Here is a 24485-nt window from a genome sequence, read left to right as displayed (position 1 = left end):
TTGCCAAAAACGAGCATAAATGCCGTGTATAAAGCTTGCCTTGTCTTATCGGGCATGATGGCCAAGTGCCATGTTTTTTTGTTTTTTGAATGTTTTTGACTTGCACTTGTTGCGCTTTGGCCTCATATGCACGCCCCTACGCAGCAACGCACGTGCCACTGGCCCTCTGAGGTTACGCAACGACGTCAAGCGTTCTGGCAATCGGGATGTTTCGTGCATCTGCCTTTGGTCGCTGGTCCGTTAGACCGTTTCGCAACGTCCTTCTCCGCGCTGTTCAGGCGGAGGAGCCTGATCTGGGGGAGTGGGGATATGAATCCCAAAATCACCCGTTTTCTTGCCGAGCAAAAGCCGGCAACGCCTTGTCTTGTTCTCGATGTGGATGCCGTAGCAGACCGCTATCATGCATTGGGCAAAGCTTTGCCGCAGGCTCGTATTTACTATGCCGTTAAAGCTAATCCAGCGCAGCCTATTCTGCGGCGGTTGGTTGAGCTTGGCTCCTGCTTTGATGCCGCTTCGTGGGAAGAAGTTTCCCTATGCCTGCAGGCAGGCGCCAGCCCGGATGCCATTTCCTTTGGGAATACGGTTAAAAAGGTTTCTGCTATCCGTGCTGCTTATGAAGCCGGTGTGCGGATGTTTGTTTTTGATTGCCGGGAAGAGCTGGAAAAACTGGCTGCACACGCACCGGGAAGCCGCGTTTATTGCCGCCTTCTGGTGGATAATTACGGGGCAGAATGGCCACTTTCCCGCAAGTTTGGCACTACCGTCGAATCCGCCAAGGAACTGATGCTGGCAGCCAGAGAACTGGGGCTGGATCCGTATGGGCTTTCCTTCCATGTGGGCAGCCAGCAGCTTTCTGCAGAAGCTTATGAGGTTGCCATTGCCCGTGCGGCGGCTCTGTTTACAGATTTAAGTGTTGCCGGGCTGGATTTGCGCATGGTCAATCTGGGGGGCGGTTTTCCCATCCGCTACCGGGATGATGTGCCCGAAATCGATCACTTCACTACGGCCATCTTCCGCGCCATGACAGAGCACTTTGGCAATGCATTGCCAGAAATGTTGGTGGAACCTGGTCGTTTTATTGTGGGTGAAGCCGGTGTGGTGCGCTCGGAAGTTGTGCTTGTCAGTGCGCGTGGGCGTAAGGATGGGCTGCGCTGGGTGTATCTGGATATCGGGCGGTTTGGCGGCTTGGCGGAAACAGAAAACGAATCCATTCGTTACGCGATTCGCACCAGTCGGGATGGTTCTCCAACAGGGCGTGTGGCGCTGGCCGGGCCAACCTGTGATGGTGCGGATATCATGTACGAGAAAACGCATTACGAACTGCCGCTGGACTTAGCTGCGGGGGAACAGGTCGATCTGCTGGGGGCCGGTGCTTATGTCTCCACTTACTGTGCGACGGGGTTTAATGGTTTTGCGCCATTAACCGAGCATTATATCTGATCCGATGTGAGGGCAGGCCAGCCTTGTGTTTGCCTGCCTTTGCTTTCGTGCTTTCTCGCTCAACAATTAGAACGCAAACAAGGCCATTATGGATGGCGTTCAGAAAGGGAGAAATCATGAAGAAAACGGGTATGCTGTTGGGCGCTCTACTGGCAGCAACAACGGCTGTTGCGCCAGCATGGGCACAGCAGCAGGCAGCATCTACGGCCGCTGTGCCTGCAACAAATGCTGCAACATCTGCGGCAACGCAGGATTTCGGCCGCCTTTCAGACGATGGGAACACAGCGTTTGAAGAACTGATGCTGGCACGCCGCGCCATTTTTGATGGTGATCTCAAAGGGGCTAAAACCCTGATTACAAGCGCACAGCAGGCGTTGGATCGGGCACGGGCCGATAATACTGCTTTCCAGAAAGCAGAAGCTGAACTGATGCCGGTGAAAACCAAGCAGGCTCAGACAGCTAAAAAAGGCACGGGCAGCACTACGCCTGTGGCTTGGTTGCCGATTGATGGCGAACTGGTTCTGGATGAAACAGTTGAACCCACAACAGAAAAAAGTGCAGCTGTTGCCGCGGCCAACCGTCATCTGCGTGCAGGTGACCCGGACCGCGCTTCTGAAGTGCTAAAAGTTTCTGGGGTGGATGCAGATTACGTCATTGCTGCTGTGCCGCTGGAACAGACACGGCAGGACGTGAACCACGCTGCACAGTTCATCAAGAACGATCCGTACAAGGCAAGTGAAGCCCTGCGTGATGCGGAAAATTCTGTGCGTTATGCCTCTGTTGATATTCAGGCTGTCAGCCATCAGCAGACGACATCTGGCAATACATCTAAGTAATTTTGCCAAATATGCTGCTGTTATGGCCTATTCAAAGGGCCATAACAGCAGATGCGTATTATTCTGCGGCGGCTCTCAGCCCAGCACCGGCTGCCAGCGGGCAGAGTGGGAGAGCCCCCACCACAAAGGCTGCCAAAAGTTCCAAATCTGGTTGCCAAGGTAGGCCGGTTGATGCGGCATCAATAGCCGCAGCTCCAAAAATTAGCGCAGGTGTTGCCAAAGGCAACGTAAGCAGTGGTAGCAGCACACCACCGCGTCGTGCGCCCAGCACAATAGATGCGCCCATCCCCCCAATCAGAGATAGCACGACAGATCCAAGGAAAAGCCCGGCCAAAAGCACAGGCAAGGCAGAAGCTGGCAAGCCCAGCATGGCGGCCAATGGTACGGCGGCCAAAAGCAGGGGAATGCCTGTGGTCAACCAGTGTGCAGTTATTTTGGCTAAGGCGACAAGGGAGGCTGGAACGCCCAGAAGTAGGAGCTGATCCAGTGATCCATCTTCAAGCTCCGCACCAAATAGCCGATCTAGTGGCAGAAGAGCAGCCAGCAGGGCGCAAACCCAGATAATGCCGGGCGCCATATGGCGCAGCAATTCTGGGGAGGGGCCAAGAGCAAGCGGGAACAGGGTGGCCGTAACAATAAAGAAGAGAATGGCCCCCATTGTGTCTGCCCCATGCCGGAGGGCAAGGCGCAGGTCACGCCCAACAATGGCCCAAAACAGCCCGATCATGCGTCATCCTCCTGCTGGCAAAAGGTGGAAGCAGCCGAATCGCCCGCGCCCGGCAATGTAAGGGGCTGCACGTTTTCTAGCGGTAAGGGCACATGTGTGGTGGCAATCACCAACCCGCCTTGTTGCCTATGTGCTGTAAGGGCTTGTCCTAACAGGGTAATGGCATTGGTATCCAAGCCAAGGCTAGGTTCATCCAGCAACCATAAAGGCGCATTGGCCAGCAAAACACGCGCAAGCGCCGTGCGCCGTTTCTGTCCAGCAGAAAGTAGGCGGGCTGGCAGATTGGCAAGTGGCAGCAGATCCATGGCCTCAAGGGCCTCCTGCATGTCACCTTGGCCTGCACGTGCGAATAATGCGAGGTTTTCGGTTACAGTCAGCCCCGGCTTAAGCGCATCCTGATGTCCCAGATAGGCCACTTGGCTGGCATGGGCCGCGCGATCTGCAAAAACCGATTCGCCATGCCAGAGCAATTGGCCGGAATCGGGTTTGCGTAGGCCCGCCAGAACGCGCAGCAAAGTGGATTTTCCTGCACCATTAGGGCCGGTTAGCAGCATGGCGGCTCCGGCTTCCATCTGAAAGCTGATACCGTCCAGTACCAGTCTTTCCCCACGGAAAACACAAAGATCCTCAGCATAAAGTGCCGGAAATGCACCAGTTACAGGCCTGGTTGGGGCAGAGTGCCCGGCAGGGAAAGGACTGTCGGCGATAACACTTCTCCTTATTGTTACCGTGCAAGGCCGCAAAAGCCGGGGTGCTCGCGTTCTCGTGGTCGCTCCCCGCCTTGTGCCTTTTCCAACTGCCGGTATGTTCTAGGCCCAACGGGATATCAAGCCGGTTGCCCGGCAGATCAGGCAGGCACTCGGCGCCGAATGGCATGTTTACGGTGTCCTGAACGCATCACCAGCCATCGGCTGTGATCGGGGAGAGAGCGATTATGAAAACGGTTGGGCACGATAAGCTAAAGACAGGCCGCACCCTTGAGGTTGACGGCAAGACCTACCATTATTTTTCCATTCCCGAAGCGGCAAAAACCATTGGCGACGTAAGCCGCCTGCCGGTTTCGCTGAAGGTTCTTCTGGAAAATATTCTGCGGTTTGAAGATGGGCGCTCCTACAATGTAGATGACGCCAAGGCCATTGCAGGTTGGTTGCCAAAAGGCAGCAGCAGCAAGGAAGTGCCTTTCAAGCCTTCACGCATTCTGATGCAGGACTTCACCGGCGTGCCGGGTGTGGTGGATCTTGCAGCCATGCGCGATGGGATTGTGAGCCTGAAGGGGGACCCGCAGAAGGTGAACCCAATGGTTCCGGTCAACCTTGTGATCGATCATTCCGTGATGGTGGACTATGCAGGCACAAAAGAAGCGCTGCAGGAAAACATCACTCTGGAATTTGAACGCAACGCAGAACGTTATGCCTTTCTGCGCTGGGGCCAGGAAGCTTTCGAAAACTTCTCTGTTGTGCCGCCAGATACGGGTATCTGCCATCAGGTGAACCTGGAATACATTGCCCAGGTGGCATGGACTGCCAATGTTGGTGGTAAGGAATACGTTTACCCGGATTCCCTTTACGGCACAGACAGCCACACCACCATGATCAACGGTCTGGGTGTGTTGGGCTGGGGTGTGGGTGGTATTGAGGCTGAAGCCGCAATGCTGGGCCAGCCCATTGCCATGCTGATCCCGGATGTGATCGGCTTTAAACTGACAGGCAAGCTGCCAGAAGGCGCAACAGCTACCGATCTGGTGCTGACAGTTACCCAGATGCTGCGCAAAAAAGGCGTGGTTGGTAAGTTTGTTGAATTCTTTGGCCCGGCACTGGATCATCTGCCGGTTGCTGACCGTTCAACCATTGCCAACATGGCTCCGGAATATGGTGCAACTTGCGGGTTCTTCCCGGTTGATGCGCTTACGCTGGACTTCCTGCGTCAGACTGGCCGCGATGAACATCGCATTAAGCTGGTTGAAGAATACCTGCGTGCACAAGGTATGTTCCGCACGCACGAAACACCGGAACCCGTCTTTACGGATGTTCTGGAGCTGGATCTCAGCACGGTTGTGCCGTCTCTGGCAGGCCCCAAGCGTCCGCAAGACCGCGTGGAGCTGAAAAGCGCCAAAACTGCGTTTGAAAAAGAACTGACCAGCTCTTTGGGCGTGGCCGCCAACGATGCCAATAAAAAGGTGCCGGTTGCCGGAACAAACTATGATCTGGGGCAGGGCGATATTGTTATTGCCGCCATTACCTCGTGCACCAACACATCCAATCCGGCTGTGCTGATTGCGGCTGGTCTGGTTGCCCGTAAAGCACGCGCTCTGGGCCTGAAGCCTAAGCCTTGGGTGAAAACCTCTCTGGCTCCGGGGTCTCAGGTTGTTACAGATTACCTGAACCGTTCTGGCCTCACGACAGACTTGGATGCCATGGGCTTCAATACCGTTGGGTATGGTTGCACCACCTGTATCGGTAACTCCGGCCCGCTGCCTTCCCATATTGTGGATGCGATTGAAAACAACGACCTGGTTGCTGTTTCTGTCCTGTCTGGCAACCGTAACTTTGAAGGCCGTATTTCCCCCAACGTTCGGGCCAACTATCTGGCAAGCCCGCCGCTGGTGGTTGCATATTCCCTTCTGGGTACCATGCGGCAAGATATTACAACGGAACAGCTGGGCACATCCAAGGATGGCAAGCCAGTTTACCTGAAGGATATCTGGCCCACCAATAAGGAAATTGCAGACCTTATTGCTTCTGCCATCAGCCGTGACGAGTTTATCAACCGTTACAAGAACGTGTCCAAGGGCACAAAAGAATGGCAGGGCCTGAAGGTTGCTACGGGTTCTGAAACCTATAAGTGGGATCCAAAATCTACCTACGTGCAGGATCCGCCGTACTTCAAGCATATGGACGTTGAGCCTAAAGCTCCCGGCAATATCGAAGGTGCGCGTATTCTGGCCCTGCTGGGTGATAACATCACGACCGACCATATCTCTCCGGCTGGTTCCATTAAAAAGGATTCACCGGCTGGTCGTTACCTGATGGAACACGGGGTTGAACCGAAAGACTTCAATTCTTACGGCTCCCGTCGTGGGAATGACCGCGTGATGGTGCGTGGTACTTTTGCCAACATCCGTATCAAAAACGAAATGTTGCCGGGTACGGAAGGTGGATATTCCAAGCACTTCCCAGATGGGAAGGAAGGCGCCATTTACGATGTGGCCATGGAGTATAAAAAGGAACACACTCCGCTGGTGGTCATCGGTGGCAAGGAATACGGCATGGGTTCTTCCCGTGACTGGGCCGCAAAAGGCACCCTGCTGCTGGGCGTAAAGGCCGTTATTGCTGAAAGCTTTGAGCGTATCCACCGTTCCAACCTTGTGGGCATGGGCGTTCTGCCGCTGGTGTTCAAGGATGGCACAACCCGTAAGACCCTTGGTCTGAAGGGTGACGAGGTGATCAGCATCAAGGGTGTTGATAAACTTTCGCCGCGCATGGATGTAATTATGACAATTACAAGAAATGACGGCTCCACGCAGGAAGTACCACTGCTTTGCCGTGTCGATACTCTAGACGAAGTCGAGTATTATAGGCATGGTGGCATTCTTCAGTACGTCTTGCGAGGGATGACGAAAGCTGCCTGAGAACCATTTCGTTCAAGGTGAACGTCGAGATGCCGACCCGGTACGCACCGGGTCGGCGTTTTCTGTGGAAGACCCAGTCGTTTTGAGTGCGGAACATCTGCACAAAAATTTCGGCGAAGGGGATGTCCTGTGTGGTGTATCCATGCAGGTGCGAAAGGGTGAGCTGGTTTCTATTATTGGCCCATCCGGTTGCGGAAAATCCACTTTTCTACGGTGTTTGAATTTTCTGGAAATTCCCGATAGCGGTAAGATAACCGCCATGGGGGTGACCATAGAGCGTAAAGATGCTGTCTGGCGTCGCGCAGATGAGCATATGGCACACCGCTTGCGCACTCACGTGGGCATGGTGTTCCAGAGCTTTAACCTGTTTCCCCATCTTACAGTTCTGGACAATGTTCTACTGGCCCCCCGCGTGGTTAAGGGTGAGGGCGGAGAAGTTGAACGTGCCGAGGCTATGGCTCTTCTGGAAAAAGTAGGGTTGGCGCGCGTGGCGCAACGCTACCCAGTTTCGCTTTCTGGCGGCCAGCAGCAACGTGCCGCCATTGCACGCGCTTTGGCCATGCGGCCAGAAATTATGCTGTATGATGAACCCACATCAGCGCTGGACCCGATTGTTGCAGAAGAAGTGCTGGGGGTAATGCGCACCCTTGATGATGAAGGGATGACGCAAATTATCGTCACCCACGATATGCGTTTTGCCCAAGTGGCATCGGATACCATTGTCTATATGGATGGTGGCCATATTGTTGAATCCGGCCCGCCGGAGGTTCTGTGTGTGAACCCGGCCCATGAACAGACACGCCGCTTTTTGAGGACACTTCTGTGAAACAGAACGCACAGCATTGCCCGCCACGCCTTTGGGGTTTGTTTTTGCGCTGTGTTTGTCTGCTGCTGGCCGCAAGTTGGCTGGGTGCTGGCGCGCATGTGGCATACGCACAGGAAGAAAAGCCGATCCGCTGGGCTGCGGATGCTTCATCAGACGTACCCTATACCTTCCATGATCTGAAAGATCAGGACAAGCTGACCGGGTTTGAATACGACCTGATGCAGGAGCTGGGCAAGCACATGGGTGCGCCGCTTCAGTTCGTGCAGAATGATTGGGATGGTCTTATTCCCGGCTTGCAGCGTGGCCTGTATGAAATGGTCATCTGTGGCATTGAAATGACAGATGAGCATGCCGAAGGTATTGATTTTTCAAATCCATATTACATCACATCCGAACGGATTGTGGTGCGGCGTAATGGCCCGCAACTTAAAAATCTTGCTGATCTGAATGGTCATGCCATTGGCACAATCAAGGATACGCAAGCTGAGCGTATCCTGACGGAGAACGCCAAGGTTCAGCTTCGGACGTATGATGAAGAAACCGATGCATTCATGGATCTGGCGAATGGCCGCACGGATGCCATTCTGATTGATGGCCCCATTGCCAAATATTACGGTGATACCAACCCAGCCTTGCAGGTGGTGGGTGAACCCATTGGCCGTGTAGAATATGGCATAGCTTTTGCCAAAGGGCAGAATGTAGCCCTGCGTACAAAGGTGAATGCCGCCCTGGCAACCATGCAGCATGATGGTACGCTCCATCGCGTATTGCTGCGGTGGGATTTGTGGACGCCAGAAATGGCGCAGTTCACCAATGATCACACCACGCTTAACGTTACGCCTGCGGCGTGGAACGCATATGTGGCGGAGCTGGAAGGTAAAGGCGGCTGGCGCATTAAGCTGGATCGCTATGTTGGGTTTCTGCCGCAGTTGGCAAAAGCCGCATGGCTGACTCTGCTGGTTTCTTTGTGTGCGATGGTGCTGGCGGTTGGAGCGGGTTTGGCGTTGGCGCTTTTGCGCCTGTACGGCCCTACACCGCTCCGCTGGTTGGCGACCACATACGTGGAAGTGGTGCGCGGCACCCCATTGCTGATTCAGGTTCTGTTCATTTTCTACGGCTTGCCTGAATTTGGCATCAGCCTTACCCCCTTTCTGGCTGGCGTTGTCAGCTTGGGTATGAATTATGCGGCGTATGAAGCCGAAAACTATCGCGCAGGCCTGCAATCTGTGGCGCATGGGCAGATGGAAGCTGCTTTGGCTCTGAATATGACGCACGCTCAGGCATTGCGGTACGTGGTTGTGCCACAGGCTTTCCGTCTGGTTATGCCTGTTATGACCAACGACTTTATTTCGTTATTGAAAGATTCGTCACTGGTTAGCGTGATCACGCTGACAGAATTGACCCAGACTTACATCCGTCTGTCTTCTTCCTATTTCGACTATTTCGGAACAGGGCTGATGGTAGGCGCAGCCTATCTGTTGCTGGGGCTGCCTTTTGTGCGTCTGGCACGTATGGCAGAAAAAAAGCTGGCACAACCGCATATGCGCCGCCGGTAAAACTTGTTTGGGATATCTGTTCCGTCATGCAAGACAAATGCAAGTGCATCTGTCACATGGCGGAATAGAGCCTGACGGATGTTGTGCGACCTGCCAGCTTGTTCCAAAATTGCCGATAAATCAGGAATACGCGCAACATTAGATACACTTCTTGCTGGTAAGAAGTTGTAATGTAATGTCCGCGTGTTCACAGGAACAGTGCTGGACTTCAATGGATCTTCTTTCCGCGCTTCACAGCTTTGTTCGCGTTGCGGCTACAGGCTCGTTTTCTGCCGTCTCGCGTGAGACAGGTGTTAGTCAGCCCACAATTTCCCGCCATATTGCGTTGTTAGAGGCGCATTATGGTACAACTTTGTTTGCGCGCACCACGCGCAGCCTTACCATGACGGAAGATGGCAGAAGCCTTCTTCCGCATGCTTATGAAGTGCTGGAAATTCTGGAAACGGCAGAAACAGTGCTGGGGCGCCGTCGTGCTTCTGTATCTGGTTTGGTGCGCCTGGGGGTAACCACAGCTTTTGGATTGTGTCTGACACGGCGGATAGGGGAGTTGCTAGAAAGGCACCCTGATCTGGCTATTGAAGTTGTTATGCGTGATGCATTTGGTGATCTGGTAGAAGAAGGGCTGGATCTGGCTGTGCGCGTAGGGGATATAGCCGAGGGTTCTCTTATTGCCCGTAAACTGGGCGTTGTGCGCAAATGGTTGGTGGCCGCACCATCTTGTCTGGCCCGCTGTGGCACGCCAATGCACCCGCGTGATCTGCCTGAATATCCGGGAGTCGTATATAATTACGGCTCTAGTCGGTTGGATTGGAATTTTGAGCGGGATGGTGAAGAAAGTGTAATTGCACCATCAGCTGTTTTTCGTGCCAATAGCAGTGAAGCTGTGTTGTATGCAGTGGAATCTGGATTGGGCATTGGCCTGTTGCCAGAGTTTCAGGTGCGTGAGGCTGTTGCCGATGGTCGGCTTACTCGCCTGTTTGCAGATTGGAATATTCCTTCTCTGCCATTCTATGCTGTGCATACTGGCCCACGTACACTCCCTCTGCGCACCCGGACAGTTCTGGATTTTCTGATAGAAGTTTCCGCAGATCTCTTGCGGGAAGGTAAGATGCATCAGGCCGTTTAACGGTTTTTAACCGTGAAACGCCGGATCTGCCGATACAGTTGTGGGCAGAGCAGTATCCGGTAGCTTGCTGTCAAACCCTTGGCGCAGATAAGGGCTCCATCCGCGTAGCCATGCGTTGGTGCGGCGGACAAAGTCTGACACAGCAGACGAATCGGACATACCTGCGCGAGACCAGTTTTCTGGCGCACCTGGTACGATTTTACTGCCAGCTTCCGCCGGGCTTGTCAGCATGTGAACACTCATGAAATCCACACCGGGGCCGGATTTGCTTTTTTCAATCCGATTCCAGCCGGCATCCACCAGAACGGGGGGCAGATCAAAGCCCATACCTGTCAGGCGCTGCACAGCAGGGGGAATAAACATGGGGCTTCCCAGTAAAGCCTGTAATGCGGGGTTGGATGTCAGAAAAACGTTATTCACTACTCGAATAGGGGATGTCATCCAGCATTCTGTATGCGTGCCATCTTGCGGGAGGGCTTCTGACATAAAGTTAAAGTTGCTGTGGCATTCATCCTGCACAAGCTGCGTATCTGTAATAGGCAAAGATTGCGTGGTGGCCTGAGCAACCAGTAAGCCTGTTACAATGCCTTGTTCAGAACGCACATAAAGGGATGTCAGAATTTCCCCGTGTGCAACATCATCCTGATAATTCAGGAGAGGGTGCCATTTACCCGCAGGTAAGGGAAGCTGGCGGCCCGCAAAAGAAAGCGTACCTTCAAATTGTGCATCCATAGGGGGCGCGGAAACGGTGCGCCGATCTTCATCCGGCCGAAGTGCATCTTCCGACGAATCGGCAGAAGGTGCACCAGCAGGCAGCATATGGCTGATTTTGGATGTAAGTTTTGCATAAGCTGGCAAGCGTGAAGTTAGCCAAGGGGCAGGAAACATCACGGAAAACACACTGCATGCGCCAGCGGTAAACAGCGCTACACGCCAAACAGGAGCGCGTTGCCACAATCGGGTAAAAGCAGACATGCAGAACAGCCTTGTGCCGGAATAATAAACAGTAAAGGGCCGCTTATGGGATCAGGCGCGCATGAATGCCATCGCCTTCATCCGTGCGGTTGTCCGCCACTTTTGCAACAACTGCACCATCATCTTCCTTTACCAGCCGCACCATATTGGCGCCTTGCTGGCGGGCTACAATCAGGGATTCGCTGATCATATCTTCAATCGAACGCACCAGATCTCGGGCAGAGGCAGCATCTCCCATGCGGCTCTGGCGGCGCATAACGTCCATTAGCAGAGTGGCATCAATACCGCCGGTTTCCACTTTCAGGCCGTAGCTTTCGATCATGGTTTCAATTTCCAGCGCGGCCACGCGGGCGATATCCAGTCCCTGTAGCGGACGGAAGATAAATATACGATCCAACCGGTTTAGAACTTCCGGCGCAAACCCAGCCTGACGCAAGGCTTCTACCGATTCGGCGCGCATACGGTCTGGGTCATCATGTAGGCGGTCTGCAATTTCTGTTAGTGCATCTGTTGCAATGTTGGATGTCAGCACAAAAATTGCGCGCACGGTAGAAATCTGTTGCCCGGTAGAGGCCTCGGTAATGTGTCCATCGTTCCATGCTGTCAGGAACTTTTTGAACACATCCGGATGTGCTTTTTCAATTTCGTCCAGAAGCACAACAGCATCCGGCTTTTCCTTCAGGCCGCCAGTCAGCTTTCCGTAAGTGTCTGAACCCACATAACCTTTGGGGGAGCCAAATAGCTGGGTTGCTGCGTGGGGGCTGCTCATCTGTGTCATATCAAAATGCAGCAGGGGGCGTTCAAGTTGGCGGGCAAGTTGTTTGGCCAGATAGGTTTTGCCTGTGCCCGGAGGCCCGGCCAGCAGAAAAATACCTACTGGTTTCCCGCGTACCTGCAAGGCAAGGCGGCGGCGCAACTGCGCAGCCACATCCTCGCATACCTGGTCCTGCCCAATAACGCGGGCGCGTAGGTTGGCTGCCAGTTCTTCCGCATCAATGGTGGTTTCACGCTGTTCGCGCGCCATCATTTCTTCCAGTGCGGCGCGGTTGGTCAGTCTGGCAAGAACGTCCATGATGAATCCCCGTCGGCGTAAAAGCCCTTTGCGCGCCAGCTTCTCGGCGCGTGTTTCAAACAGCAGCCCTGCTACTGTAAGTATAATGCCACTTACGGCCAAAATCGGCCATGCTGGTGCGCACCACTGCAAAACATGCGTAATGGAATGCAGGGAAAGATGCAGGCTGAGGGCAATCTGTATGCTGGCAAGCACCAGAAAGATCACCATCATCAACGGCATCAGCCGGTTTAGGGCGGGTAAAAGTCCCTTCATTGCGCAATCACCGTTAGTGGCAGAGTATCCCCTTTATACATAATCGGCAGTGTTTGTGGGCCGAATACCGTAATGGCACCGCTTCCAATACCAGTAGGCCCGGGGTCTGATGCCGGTATGATATCAACATTGCCACTGATCGTAATGGGCAGAATGACGGTTTGCGGGGTGGGGGATAAATGCACTGTATGGTGCCACGGCCCACAAATAAGCGTAATTGTGCCTCCTGCGCCTGTGGCATCGTAAACAGGCATGGCCACTAAGCGAATGTCTCGCCGTTTGATACCTGCCAGAATATCTGCCTGTTCCTGTTCCGTATAATCGGATTTGGCAAGCGCTTGAGCAGCTTTTTGCGAGGCAATTAGCGTAAGGGGGATTCCCATACGATTGGCGCTGTTATCATGATCTTGTGTGTTGTTTTCTGCCGCAGGGGTGGCGGTATTTCCGTGCCCACCGCCCATAAAATGCACGCCAGCTCCAGCCATGATAACGCATGTTGCCAGCCCAATCAGAGCCATACGCACGCCAGAAGGTTTATCTGCTGCCTGTGGCTGCGGTTGTGGCTTCCATGCGGGTTCTGGCTCTTTGTGCATATTGAAAGGTCAGCCCTTGCAGTGTGGAGGATGGCAAATATGTCGCAATAGGGTTAATAAAAGCATGTCCGGTGTGCCCTGCAATGTGCAATTTGCATCCAGCCCGTAAAATTGTTTTTTATAAAGGGTAAAGATTTGCATGGCGGGCAGTAGCTTTATTCTACCCTTGCGGTTTCACTCCACATCCCTTACATAAAGAGCCATCCTTCTCAATTTGTTTTACGTTTCGGGGGGTGGCCTTGACGGCCGCCTTTTTTGCATTGGATACAGACCTTTCTACTCACTCTGGCCTAGAAGCTCGCGTTGCTGCGCTGATAGCCCCTGCCGTTGAGGATATGGGTTATGAGATTGTGCGTGTTGCTGTGCTGGGGCGTGAGCGTCCGACCGTGCAGATCATGGCGGATCGCAAAGATGGTTCCCTGATTAATGTGGAAGATTGTGAGCGGATCAGCCACGCGGTAGGTGCCGTGCTGGATGTTGAAGACCCCATTCCTGGGGCGTGGACGCTGGAAGTTTCCTCTGCCGGAATAGATCGGCCCCTTACCCGTGCGAAGGACTGGAACCGCTTTGCCGGGCACCAGGCCAAGGCAGAAGTTCTGCTGCCGGTAAATGGGCGCCGCCGCTTTTCTGGTGTGGTTCTGGGGTCTGATGGAACTGTTGCGCGGATGCGTCTGGATGATGGCACGGAAGTTGCCTTGCCGCTGGAAGAACTCCGGCGTGCACGGCTGGTGCTGACAGATGCTCTGATTGAAGCTAGTGCCCGTATGGTGCAACCTGCGCCCGGCACTGATCCCGCCCAGAAGAATGATAACGATTCTTCCGGGCCCAAGGTGCATTGATAAAGCTGCCTGTTTTGGAGAGCTGAGAGTATGGATACCTCTGTTTCCCGTCCTGAACTTTTGCTGGTTGCAGACGCTGTCTCGCGCGAGAAAGGTATTGAGCGTGAAGAAGTGCTGGAAGCCATGGAACAGGCGATCCAGAAAGCCGGACGCGCCAAATATGGGCACGAAAAGGACATTCGTGCCACCATCGACCGCAAGACAGGTGATGTGCGCTTGTCCCGTTGGACGGAAGTGGTGGATGAAGTGGAAAATGAAGATACGCAGATTGCGCTCTCCATTGCCCGTAAGTTTCGCCCAGAAATTCAGGCAGGCGAATACCTGATCGATCCACTGCCCCCGATTGATTTTGGGCGTATTGCCGCGCAAACCGCCAAGCAGGTGATTGTGCAGCGCGTGCGTGAATATGAACGCAAGCGCCAGTATAACGAATTCAAGGATCGCGTAGGTGAAATTGTAAACGGCACCGTTAAGCGGACCGAATACGGCAATCTGCTGGTTGAAATTGGTTCGGCAGAAGCGCTGCTGCGACGTGATGAGTTGATCCCGCGTGAAACGTTCCGTAACTCGGATCGCGTGCGCGCCTATATCTACGATGTGCGTGATGAGCCGCGTGGACCGCAGATTTTCCTTTCCCGCACGCATCCGGCCTTTTTGGCCAAGCTGTTTGCGCAGGAAGTGCCAGAAATTTATGATGGCATTATTGAAATTAAAGCCGTTGCGCGTGATCCTGGTTCTCGCGCCAAAATGGCCGTGATTTCTCGTGATGCGTCTATCGATCCTGTTGGGGCTTGCGTTGGTATGCGCGGTTCCCGTGTGCAGGCCGTTGTGGCCGAATTGCAGGGCGAAAAGATTGATATCATCCCGTGGAGCCCGCAGGCCGCTACTTTTGTAGTGAATGCGCTGGCGCCTGCTGAAGTCAGCAAGGTGGTGATGGATGAAGAAGCCGGTCGCGTAGAAGTAGTTGTGCCGGATGAGCAGCTTTCTTTGGCTATTGGCCGTCGTGGGCAGAATGTCCGTCTGGCCAGCCAGTTGACGCGTTGGGATATTGATATTCTGACAGAAGCGGAAGAATCCGAACGCCGTCAGGAAGAGTTCCGCCGTCGGACAGCGCTGTTTGTTGAAGCGCTGGATGTGGATGACGTAATTGCAGGTCTGCTGGTCACGGAAGGCTTCCATTCCATCGAAGAACTGGCTTTTGCAGATCCAGATGAGCTGATTGGCATTGAAGGATTTGACGAGTCGGTCGTTCAGGAGCTGGTTCAGCGTGCTGAATCTTACCTCGTTCAGCAGGAACAAAAGCTGGATGATCGGCGGAAAGAGCTAGGTGTTGTGGACGATATTGCCGATATGGGCGTGTTTACAAACCAGATGCTTGTGACATTGGGTGAAAAGGGTGTAAAAACCTTAGACGACCTTGCAGATCTGGCTGGTGATGAACTGGTTGAGATCTTGGGCACCGATGCCATTGAGGAAGATGCCGCCAATGAAATCATCATGGCAGCACGTGCTCATTGGTTTGAGGATGAAAATCAGCAGCCTTCCGATACCAAGGAAGGTGAGGCCAACGCCTGAGGCCTGATATAAAGTGGGTGGTGATTTCTTGCCAGAAACAGAAGAGAAAGGCAGCCTTCGGAGGTGCGCGGTAACGCGTGAAGAAGGCGAACCTTCTTTAATGATCCGGTTTGTGATTTCACCATCTGGTGAAGTGGTGCCTGATCTAGATGCACGTCTGCCGGGGCGGGGAATATGGTTGAGCCCCCGCCGGGATGTGATAGAACAGGCGCGTGTTCGGGGCATTTTTTCACGCGCCGCACGCCAACAGGTTAAGGTGCCGGAAGATATAGTAGCCCGTGTAGAAACAGGACTGCTCCGGCGGATGAGTGAACTTGTAGGGCTGGCTCGCAGAGCTGGTCAGGCTACAAGTGGATTTATGAAGGTGCGGGAATGGCTGGTGCAGCGTAAAGCTGCCATTGTTGTTCATGCACTGGATGGAAGCAGGGAAGAGCGGGAGAGGCTGGTTTCTGGCCAACGCGATATTCCTGTCGTTGAGGCGTTGTCATCTGAAGATCTGGCAAAGATTTTTGGGCGGGAACGAGTGGTGAACGTGGCGCTTTCAGCCGGAGGGCTGGCACAGCGCTTACGTTGTGAGAATAAGCGTTTTACGGGGGTTGCTGAAGGCGGCCCTCGCATGCCCCGGACCTTTCCGGCGCATGGGTGTGAACAGGCGGGTCAATGAGCGAAGGCAAGGATCAGGATCAGGGTAAGGGGCGTTTGTCCCTTCGGCCGGCAGGGCGTTCGGAGGTCGGACGGACGGTTGATGCCGGGTCCGTGCGGCAGAGTTTCAGTCATGGCCGTTCCAAGGTTGTGCAGGTTGAAGTGCGCAAAAAACGTGGTGCCGGCCCGGGTGGTTCTGGCGGACGTGCCGGTGGAGCGCGCGGTGGCGGTCGTACGCTAACAGCCGCTGAACTGGCCATGCGTCAGCGTGTGCTGGCGGAACAGAAAAAAGCAGCGGAAGAAGCCGCCCGGCGTGAAGCCGAGCAGCGCGAAGCTGAAAAAATCCGTATTCTTTCGGCTGCTGAAGAAGCGCGCCGTAAGGAAGAGGAAGATAAGCGCGCGGCTGAAGAAGCCGAAGCAGCAAAGGCTGCTGCTGAAGAGGAAGAGCGTAAATCACGCATTGATTCCATTCAGCCTATCGCCGTGAAAGAGCCAGTTGTTTCGGCTGTGCCCATTCCGGGTGAAGTCACACTGGCTCCGCCGGTTGGGCGCCTGCGTCCGTTGGCTGAACGTGCAATTATGCCAGCCAAGCCGCTGAAGCCTGTTCCCTCACGCTCTCAGCCTGCTGAAGCTAAGGAAAAAGAACCAGCGGCTGCGCAAACACTGCGTCTGCGTAGCGGTCGTGACATGGAAAGTGACGATGCGCCGCGCCGTGGTGCATCTCGCAAGGCGCCCCCTGGTAACCATCGTAAAAGTGGTGGTGGGCGTAAGTCCGATGTCGGTGGTGGCCGTCGTGCAGGCCGTATTGACGTGCAGGCCGCGATTGAAGGTGATGATGATAAGACGCGGTCACTCGCATCTGTTCGTCGTCAGCGCGAGCGTGAACGCCGTCAGGCTGAACTGGAACGTTTGCGTTCCGATCAGGTGAAGGTTGTGCGTGATGTGGTTCTGCCGGAAAACATTACCGTGCAGGAACTGGCAAACCGTATGGCTGCCCGTCAGGGTGAAGTTATCAAAGCGCTGATGAAAATGGGCGTGATGGCAACAGTTACCCAGACGATTGATGCAGATACAGCTGAACTGATTGTTGAAGAATTCGGCCATCGCGTGCGCCGTGTTTCTGAGGCAGACGTTGAACTGGGCATTGAAGGTGTGGAAGACGCACCAGAAGCTCTGCGTCCGCGTCCGCCAGTTGTTACAATCATGGGTCACGTTGACCACGGTAAGACATCTCTGCTGGATGCTCTGCGCACAACAGACGTTGCGGGTGGAGAAGCAGGCGGTATTACCCAGCATATTGGGGCTTATCAGGTTACTCTGCCTTCCGGCTCCAAGATCACATTCTTGGATACCCCGGGCCATGAAGCCTTTACGGCTATGCGTGCTCGTGGTGCATCCATTACGGACGTGGTGGTGCTGGTTGTGGCGGCTGATGATGGTGTTATGCCTCAGACGGTTGAAGCCATTAAGCATGCTAAGGCTGCAAACGTGCCGATGATTGTTGCTATCAACAAGATCGACAAGCCGGGCGCTAAACCTGACCGGGTGCGTCAGGAACTTCTGAGCCACGAAATTGTGGTGGAATCCATGGGCGGTGACGTTCAGGATATCGAAGTTTCCGCTCTTAAACGCACTGGTCTGGACAAGCTGGAAGAAGCCATTCTTCTGCAGGCAGAAATTCTGGAGCTGAAGGCCAACCCAGATCGGGCTGCTGAAGGTGCCGTTATTGAAAGCCGTCTGGATCGTGGCCGCGGCTCTGTTGCTTCTGTGCTGGTGCAAAAAGGTACGCTGCATAAAGGCGATATCGTGGTTGCGGGCACCGAATGGGGCCGGGTGCGTGCTCTGCTGGATGATCGTGGCCGCCAGGTTACGGATGCAGGGCCTTCCATGCCGGTTGAAGTGCTGGGTCTTTCTGGTGTGCCATCTGCCGGTGCTCCGTTCGTGGTGGTTGAAAACGAAAACCGCGCACGTGAGATTTCCGAGTTCCGTCAGCGTAAGCTGAAAGAACATCAGGTGGCTGGTCAGGTTGCTGCACGTGGCACGTTGGATCAGATGCTAGCCCGTATTCAGGCGGGTGATCAGAAAGAAGTTTCTGTTCTGATCAAGGCAGACGTTCAAGGTTCTGCGGAAGCTATTCAGACAACAGTGCTCAAGCTGGCAAATGAAGAAGTGGGCGTTCGCGTTCTTAATGCTTCTGTTGGTCAGATCACGGAAAGCGATGTGCAGCTTGGTAAGGCATCGGATGCAGTGATTATTGCATTCAATGTGCGTGCCACAGCACAGGCGCGCCAACTGGCGCAGCGCGAAGGTGTGGATATCCGCTACTATTCCATCATCTATCAGGTTGCTGATGATGTGGAACAGCTTGTGCGCGGTAAGCAGGCACCTAAGCATCGCGAAAAGTTCCTTGGCTATGCCGAAATCCGCCGTGTGTTCGAAATCAGCAAGGTGGGCAAGGTGGCTGGTTGTTACGTTACAGAAGGCGTTGTCAAACGTGGCTGTGGCGTGCGTCTGCTGCGTGACGGCGTAGTGGTTCATGAAGGTGATTTGAGCCAGCTCAAGCGCTTCAAGGACGATGTGAAGGAAGTCAGCAAAGGTTACGAATGTGGCCTTTCCTTTGCAGGCTACAATGATCTGCGCGAAGGCGACGTGGTGGAATGCTTTGAAAGTGAGCTGGTTCCAGCATGAGCCGTAAGAACGGATCAGGCAGTAAAGTAGCAGGGCCGGCGGGGTATCTCGCCGGTCTTGCTCCATCTGGCCCATCGCAGCGTCAGTTGCGGGTAGGGGAAGAAGTGCGGCGTGTGCTGGCTGAAGTTTTTGCACGCACCACGTTTCGTGATCCGGATCTGGTAGATGTTGCCCTTACGGTAACAGAGGTGCGGCTTTCTCCAGATTTTCGTCACGCAACGGTCTTTATTACCCGTTTGGGACGTAGTGATGTTGCTGAGCTTCTACCTGCGTTAAAGCGGGTGGCTCCGTGGTTAAGAACACAGCTTGCGCATAAAATACGTGCGCGTACTGTGCCGGAGCTTCATTTCCAGCCAGATACAGCGCTGGATACGGCCATGCATATGGATACACTGCTGCGCTCACCTGAAGTACAGCGTGATTTGGGTGCTTCCTCGGAAGATGAAGAATCGGAAGACTAATCGTTCAGTTACATTTGCCCTGCTGCACAACGGGGCGAATGGCAAAATTGCTTTGAATACGCACAACACCCGGCATGCGGGATAATTCCTCTTTGTGGATACGTTCGTAATCCTGCATGTCTCGGGCTTCTACGCGCAGTAGATAGTCGGCATCACCTGTCATCAGGTAACACTCCTTAACATCGGCACATTCCTTGATGCGGCTTTCAAAACGCCGAAGGCATTCTTCTGTCTGCTTCTCCAGCGTGATCTGCACAATAATCGTGGCAACTGCCGGGCTTTTTTGCCGGGTAATAAGGGCGCGGTAGCCTTGTATGGTGCCCTGTTGTTCAAGCATGCGCACGCGGCGCAGGCAAGCAGAAGGCGAAAGGCCCACTTTTTCAGCCAGTTCAGCATTGCTTAGGCGGCCGTTATGTTCAAGGTGCCGTAAAATAGCTTCTGTTACACGGTCTGGCATAATCTGCCTTTTGTGGGCTGATATTGAAATTTTATTCTAAAATATAGGAAAAATAATATATTCTGCAACACACAGACAGGATATCTTATAAAATACCTGTTAAAATTCTGGAATCGAAACAAATAAGGGTGGCGGTTGTGAATACTGTTTCGTCCTCAGCTAGAACACTGTGGCCAGCATCTCGCGCAGGGGCAGTTCTTACGGTTAATCTACCCGCCATTGCTGAAAATTACCGTTACCTTAAAGGCCGATTGGGCAAAACAGTTTGCGCCGCAGTGGTTAAAGCAGATGCCTATGGGCTGGGTGTTGCGCAGGTGGCTCCTGTTTTGGAAAAAGCGGGTGCAGAACATTTTTTTGTTGCACACGTAGATGAAGGGCTTGCTCTTAGGCCCTATCTATCTTCCACAACGTCGGTAACGGTGTTGCACGGCCCTCGGCCAGATGCAGCTGAAGTTTGTGTGCGCAATAATTTGCGGCCTGTTCTGAATAGTTTAGAACAGGTTGCTGTTTTGCGAGAGCTGGCAGCCAAAATAGATAAGCCGCTGGATGTGGCCATTCAGCTTGATACGGGCATGTCTCGTTTTGGCCTTTCAGAAGCTGATATCCATAAACTGGCAGTATCTCCAGAACTGCTGGAAGGCTTATCCGTCAGCTTGGTAATGAGCCATCTTGCTTGCGCAGATACTCCAAAAAACCCAGCAAATACCATGCAGCGTGAACGGTTTGAGGCATATGCACGTATGCTGCCCAAAGCAACTTTAAGCCTTTCTGCCTCATCTGGCATTTTTCTGGGGTCGCAGTTTCAGTTTGATCTCGTGCGCCCTGGTGCGGCTTTATATGGCGTGGCACCACAAAATGAGGGTGAGAACCCACTTAAGCCAGTGGTTGGCTTGCAAGCCCATATTCTGCAAATTCGCCATTTATCCAAAGGGGATCGGGTAGGTTACGGGCTGACATGGCAGGCTCATGATCCGTGCCGTGTTGCCACCATTGCAACAGGTTACGCAGATGGCTTTGCCCGTGCAGGGGCTGCGGCTGGCTGTGCTTGGTATAAAGGGTATCGGCTGCCAATTCTGGGCCGCATTTCTATGGATTCCATGACTGTTGATCTTTCTGAAGTGCCCGAAGGGTTGCTGGGGGAAGATAGCATGGTGGAACTTTTAAACGCGTCTTACGGCGTGGATGCTGTAGCCAAAGCAGAAGGCACAATTGGTTACGAAGTACTGACATCTCTGGGGCGGCGTTATCACCGTGTTTACACAACGGCTGCCTGAACAGTTTACCCAACAGAAAGATAAGCAGAAATGAAAATTCTGGTTCTGGGAAGTGGTGTTGTAGGGGTTACATCTGCCTGGTATTTGGCCAAGGCAGGGCATGAGGTTACAGTGGTGGATCGCCAGCCGGAAGCTGGTATGGAAACCAGTTTTGCTAATGCGGGGCAGGTCTCCCCCGGTTATTCTGCGCCATGGGCGGGACCGGGTGTGCCGCTAAAATCCATTAGCTGGTTGATGATGAAGTATCGGCCATTTGTGTTTTGGCCAATGCCAGACCCGCATTTGTGGAAATGGCTTTTGCAGATGTTGGAAAACTGTACGGCTGCTGCGTATGATCGCAATAAGGGCCGTATGGTTCGGTTGGCAGAATATAGCCGTGATGTGATGCAGGATTTACGATCCAGCACAGGCATTACGTATGATGACCGTCAGCAGGGCACGCTACAGGTTTTTAGAACCCAGAAACAGCTTGATGCAACAGCCAAGGATATTGCTGTTCTTAAACAATACAATGTGCCCTACGAACTTTTGGATGTAGATGGCTGCGTAGCTGCCGAACCAGGTTTAGCCGTATCTCGCCAGAAGATTGTAGGTGGTTTGCGTTTGCCGGGTGATGAAACCGGAGATGCCTTTAAGTTCACGCAGCGTTTGGCCAGCATGGCGCAGGAAGCAGGCGTGAAGTTTCTGTACGATACGGTTGTGCGCCGCATTCGCTCAGAAAGTGGGCGTGTTACGGGTGTAGAAACGTCTCACGGCGTATTAACCGCAGATTCCTATGTGCTATCATTAGGCAGTTTTTCTCCCGCCCTTCTACGGCCTTTGGGGATTGATCTTCCAGTATATCCTGTAAAAGGTTATTCTTTAACAGCATCTATTCAAAATGCAGATGCTGCGCCGGTTTCTACTATTATGGATGAAACATTCAAAATTGGTATTACTCGGCTGGGAGACAGAGTGCGTATTGGGGGCACCGCGGAATTGGCTGGTTTTAGCCGCCGTTTACGTAAGCCACGGCGTGAAACGCTGGAACATTCCGTAACAGATTTGTTTCCTGGATGTTGCGATGTAGAGCAGGCGCTTTTCTGGACAGGGCTGCGCCCAATGACTCCAGATGGCACCCCAGTTATCGGGCGCACAGGCTTGGATAATCTGTTCCTGAACACTGGGCACGGTACGTTAGGGTGGACTATGGCATGTGGATCTGGCAAAGTTTTGGCGGATCTTATGTCCAACAAAAAGCCAGATATTGATACGGCTGATTTGAATATCTTCCGTTATCGTCAGTCATAATTTCATTACCAGAATTTGTTTTCAGGTGCGGGCGGAAAGTGTTTTATGCGTTTTCCGCTTGTGCGCACCGCAAAAAATCTATCCTGAAAAGCATTGTTTTTGCATGCTCTGTGTTTCATGCTCACGTTTGTGGGAACTTTGCACAGTTGCTGGAATGTTTTCATGCGTCTTGCATACAAGCCGTGGCAGTGCGGTTTTGTAACGTAATGGTCGGGGCGGTTTGGGGTAACAATCGGATTTTTGGCGGTTATGAAAACAAAGTGCGTGCCTGATGTATGGAAAAGTAAAAAGCCGGATCTTTCTGAAAAAAGAAAATCTTTTCTAAAAACAGGGGCTTTGCTCCTTGCCGGAAGCCTCTTTCTTGGTGTTGCCAGTATTAGTGGGCAGGCCTATGCGCTTGCACCTTCTGGGCAGGCACCACAGGCTTATGTTCCCACACCGGCTGATGTGGCTATGGTATCGGATCTGGAACACCGTACATTCCAGTGGTTTTGGGATTCAGCAGATCCAGCTACGGGGCTTATTCCAGATCGCTATCCATCAGATCAAAAGCAGGATAGTGTTGCTTCCGTAGGCTTTGGCCTGACTGCTTATGGTATTGGTGTTAAGCGCCATTATATTTCGCGGCAGCAGGCTGTAGAACGTACTCTTACAACGCTGCGCTATATGTGGAAACTACCGCAAAATGAGAGTGCGGGCAAAGCTTCTGGTTATCACGGGTTTTTCTATCATTTTCTGGATAACCGCACAGGCTTGCGTCTGAATCCGGATATTGAACTTTCCAGTATTGATACCGCATTATTAATGCAGGGTGTTCTGTTCTGTCGTAATTTTTATACGCAGGATACAACGCAGGAAAAAGAAATTCGCCAGCTTTCAGACCAACTTTTTAATCGGGTGGACTGGCAGTGGATGGAACGTCCGGACCATCGGTTGAGCATGGGGTGGTCACCCGAGCATGGTTTCCTCCCCAATTATTGGGAAGGCTATAGCGAAGGGATGATGCTGTATATTCTTGCTTTGGGCGCTCCAGAACATGGCTTGCAGCCTGCTTCTTGGCAGGCTTGGTTGGCAACAAATGATAAGCGATGGGGCGAGGAGTACGGGCAGACATTCCTGAATTTTGCGCCGTTGTTTGGGCATCAGTATTCCCACGCGTGGATAGATTTCCGTGGCATTCAGGATAATTGGATTAGCAGCAAGGGCATTGATTATTTTGAAAACAGCCGGCGCGCTGTGTATGCACAACGTAATTATGCTGTGTCTAACCCCGGTCAATGGCAGGGATACGATGCCAATACATGGGGGCTGACAGCCAGTGATGGCCCCGGCGATGTGACCAAAACAGAAAACGGGCAGACACGCCATTTTCTGTCTTACAGTGCACGCGGTGTTGGGCGTGATTATACGCAGGATGATGGCACCATTGCCCCAACGGCAGCCGGTGGTTCTGTTGCCTTTGCGCCAGAAATTGCTATTCCAGCGCTACGCACCATGAAAAGCAAATACGGAAACCATATTTATGGCAAATATGGTTTTGCAGATTCGTTCAATCCCAGTTTTCATGATGCAAAGCAGGATTACTGGGCGGATAATACTTACCTGGGTATCGACCAAGGGCCTATTTTGCTGATGGTGGAAAACTGGCGGAGTGGCTTTGTGTGGGAGACAATGCGGCAAAGCACCGTTATTCGCCGCGGCCTGCTTCAAGCTGGTTTTCATGGTGGGTGGCTGCAACAGGTTGCGCAACAACCTTCATCAATCGTGCGCCGTAAAGGCTGAAAATGACAGGCTTCCCTCTTTTATAAAACTTAAGAGGGAAGCCATTTTTTAACCTTGATAAGATGCAATTTCGATAAGATTTTCATCCGGATCATGGCAGTAAACGGATGTAATAGGGCCTAATGCACCCAGACGCGCCACGGGGCCTTCTACAATGGTCACACCGCAGGTTTTTAGGTGTTCGCAAACATCTTCACTGGTAATGGCAGTTACAAAACATAAATCGTTTCCACCGGGCAGGGCGTGGGTGGCAGTTTCCCACCCTTCGGCGTTGTAAGGGCGCAGATTAAGTTTTTGCCCTCCAAAACGCAACGCCGTGCGATTGTTACGGCCATATTCTTCCCGATCCATCCCCAGCACGCGCTGGAACCATGAGGCGGAAATTTCTACATCCCTTACGGTCAGCACCACATGGTCTAACCGATCTACTGTAAAACGCATGA

At 53.1% G+C, this 24485-nt stretch carries 21 protein-coding genes; 14 read left to right on the top strand and 7 right to left on the bottom strand.

The window, feature by feature from the left end:
• Positions 1–126: 126 nt before the first annotated feature.
• Positions 127–1440 carry a type III PLP-dependent enzyme gene (locus tag WG31_RS12460; protein ID WP_193561113.1) on the top strand — a complete coding sequence of 438 codons (1314 nt, stop codon included), beginning with the start codon at positions 127–129 and terminating at the stop codon, positions 1438–1440.
• A gap of 47 nt (positions 1441–1487) precedes the next feature.
• Positions 1488–2276, top strand: coding sequence for a YfdX family protein (locus tag WG31_RS12455; RefSeq protein WP_193562067.1), 789 nt, complete (start codon positions 1488–1490; stop codon positions 2274–2276).
• A gap of 58 nt (positions 2277–2334) precedes the next feature.
• On the opposite strand, the gene ccmB is transcribed toward WG31_RS12455, so the two are convergent.
• Positions 2335–3003, bottom strand: a complete 669-nt coding sequence (gene ccmB / locus WG31_RS12450; RefSeq protein ID WP_063354721.1) for a heme exporter protein CcmB — start codon at positions 3001–3003, stop codon at positions 2335–2337.
• Positions 3000–3746 (bottom strand): heme ABC exporter ATP-binding protein CcmA, encoded by a 747-nt coding sequence (gene ccmA / locus WG31_RS12445; protein WP_082823215.1) that lies wholly within the window; start codon positions 3744–3746, stop codon positions 3000–3002. The genes ccmB and ccmA overlap by 4 nt, the downstream gene beginning before the upstream one ends.
• 191 nt (positions 3747–3937) lie before the next feature.
• Here ccmA and acnA point away from each other — a divergent pair, with 191 nt between their 5' ends.
• The 4 genes from acnA to WG31_RS12425 all read left to right on the top strand — a co-directional run bounded on the left by acnA (position 3938) and on the right by WG31_RS12425 (position 10139).
• Positions 3938–6631 carry an aconitate hydratase AcnA gene (acnA, locus tag WG31_RS12440; protein WP_035352276.1) on the top strand — a complete coding sequence of 898 codons (2694 nt, stop codon included), beginning with the start codon at positions 3938–3940 and terminating at the stop codon, positions 6629–6631.
• Positions 6632–6695: 64 nt separating this feature from the next.
• Complete coding sequence (locus WG31_RS12435; RefSeq protein WP_003624594.1) at positions 6696–7457, top strand: amino acid ABC transporter ATP-binding protein; 762 nt, start codon at positions 6696–6698, stop codon at positions 7455–7457.
• Positions 7454–9013 (top strand): ABC transporter substrate-binding protein/permease, encoded by a 1560-nt coding sequence (locus tag WG31_RS12430; protein ID WP_082823214.1) that lies wholly within the window; start codon positions 7454–7456, stop codon positions 9011–9013. Before WG31_RS12435 ends, WG31_RS12430 begins: the two co-directional genes overlap by 4 nt.
• Before the next feature lie 211 nt (positions 9014–9224).
• Entirely contained in the window at positions 9225–10139 is a 915-nt protein-coding gene (locus tag WG31_RS12425) for a LysR family transcriptional regulator (protein WP_035352274.1), read from the top strand.
• A 6-nt stretch (positions 10140–10145) separates the two neighbouring features.
• Here WG31_RS12425 and WG31_RS12420 read toward each other — a convergent pair whose 3' ends face one another.
• From WG31_RS12420 to WG31_RS12410, 3 genes are read right to left on the bottom strand one after another with little or no spacing between them, the layout of a single operon-like run.
• The gene (locus WG31_RS12420) at positions 10146–11114 is read right to left on the bottom strand and encodes a hypothetical protein (RefSeq protein WP_063354720.1); all 969 of its coding nucleotides are present in this window, start codon (positions 11112–11114) and stop codon (positions 10146–10148) included.
• A 43-nt stretch (positions 11115–11157) separates the two neighbouring features.
• On the bottom strand, positions 11158–12441 hold the full coding sequence (locus WG31_RS12415; RefSeq protein ID WP_063354719.1) for an AAA family ATPase: 1284 nt from the start codon (positions 12439–12441) through the stop codon (positions 11158–11160).
• Positions 12438–13034 (bottom strand): hypothetical protein, encoded by a 597-nt coding sequence (locus WG31_RS12410; protein WP_063354718.1) that lies wholly within the window; start codon positions 13032–13034, stop codon positions 12438–12440. The genes WG31_RS12415 and WG31_RS12410 overlap by 4 nt, the downstream gene beginning before the upstream one ends.
• A 233-nt stretch (positions 13035–13267) precedes the next feature.
• Between WG31_RS12410 and rimP the strand changes: the two genes are divergently transcribed.
• Genes rimP through rbfA form a run of 5 tightly spaced genes read left to right on the top strand, consistent with a single transcriptional unit; the run spans position 13268 to position 19239 of the window.
• Complete coding sequence (gene rimP, locus WG31_RS12405; RefSeq protein WP_006115085.1) at positions 13268–13873, top strand: ribosome maturation factor RimP; 606 nt, start codon at positions 13268–13270, stop codon at positions 13871–13873.
• Positions 13874–13903: 30 nt separating this feature from the next.
• A complete protein-coding gene (gene nusA, locus WG31_RS12400) occupies positions 13904–15448 on the top strand; it encodes a transcription termination factor NusA (RefSeq protein ID WP_003624601.1) in 1545 nt (514 codons plus the stop codon).
• Between the two features lie 13 nt (positions 15449–15461).
• Positions 15462–16112 (top strand): RNA-binding protein, encoded by a 651-nt coding sequence (locus WG31_RS12395; RefSeq protein ID WP_063354717.1) that lies wholly within the window; start codon positions 15462–15464, stop codon positions 16110–16112.
• Positions 16109–18778 carry a translation initiation factor IF-2 gene (gene infB / locus WG31_RS12390; protein WP_006115083.1) on the top strand — a complete coding sequence of 890 codons (2670 nt, stop codon included), beginning with the start codon at positions 16109–16111 and terminating at the stop codon, positions 18776–18778. The genes WG31_RS12395 and infB overlap by 4 nt, the downstream gene beginning before the upstream one ends.
• The gene (gene rbfA / locus WG31_RS12385; protein ID WP_063354716.1) at positions 18775–19239 is read left to right on the top strand and encodes a 30S ribosome-binding factor RbfA; all 465 of its coding nucleotides are present in this window, start codon (positions 18775–18777) and stop codon (positions 19237–19239) included. Before infB ends, rbfA begins: the two co-directional genes overlap by 4 nt.
• Before the next feature lie 4 nt (positions 19240–19243).
• Here rbfA and WG31_RS12380 read toward each other — a convergent pair whose 3' ends face one another.
• Complete coding sequence (locus WG31_RS12380; protein ID WP_006115081.1) at positions 19244–19696, bottom strand: Lrp/AsnC family transcriptional regulator; 453 nt, start codon at positions 19694–19696, stop codon at positions 19244–19246.
• Between the two features lie 128 nt (positions 19697–19824).
• On the opposite strand from WG31_RS12380, the gene alr reads away from it, so the two are divergent.
• From alr to WG31_RS12360, 3 genes are all read left to right on the top strand, one after another.
• A complete protein-coding gene (gene alr, locus WG31_RS12375) occupies positions 19825–20970 on the top strand; it encodes an alanine racemase (RefSeq protein WP_063354715.1) in 1146 nt (381 codons plus the stop codon).
• A gap of 30 nt (positions 20971–21000) precedes the next feature.
• A complete protein-coding gene (locus tag WG31_RS12370) occupies positions 21001–22260 on the top strand; it encodes a D-amino acid dehydrogenase (protein ID WP_063354714.1) in 1260 nt (419 codons plus the stop codon).
• A 249-nt stretch (positions 22261–22509) separates the two neighbouring features.
• Positions 22510–24042, top strand: coding sequence for a glucoamylase family protein (locus tag WG31_RS12360; protein WP_063354712.1), 1533 nt, complete (start codon positions 22510–22512; stop codon positions 24040–24042).
• 48 nt (positions 24043–24090) lie between these two features.
• On the opposite strand, the gene WG31_RS12355 is transcribed toward WG31_RS12360, so the two are convergent.
• Positions 24091–24483 carry a VOC family protein gene (locus WG31_RS12355; protein ID WP_006115077.1) on the bottom strand — a complete coding sequence of 131 codons (393 nt, stop codon included), beginning with the start codon at positions 24481–24483 and terminating at the stop codon, positions 24091–24093.
• Between the last annotated feature and the right edge of the window lie 2 nt (positions 24484–24485).

Origin of the sequence: Acetobacter oryzifermentans (genome assembly GCF_001628715.1) — a bacterium.
GTDB classification, from domain to species: Bacteria; Pseudomonadota; Alphaproteobacteria; order Acetobacterales; family Acetobacteraceae; genus Acetobacter; species Acetobacter oryzifermentans.
This window is presented reverse-complemented; position numbering and strand designations above follow the sequence as displayed.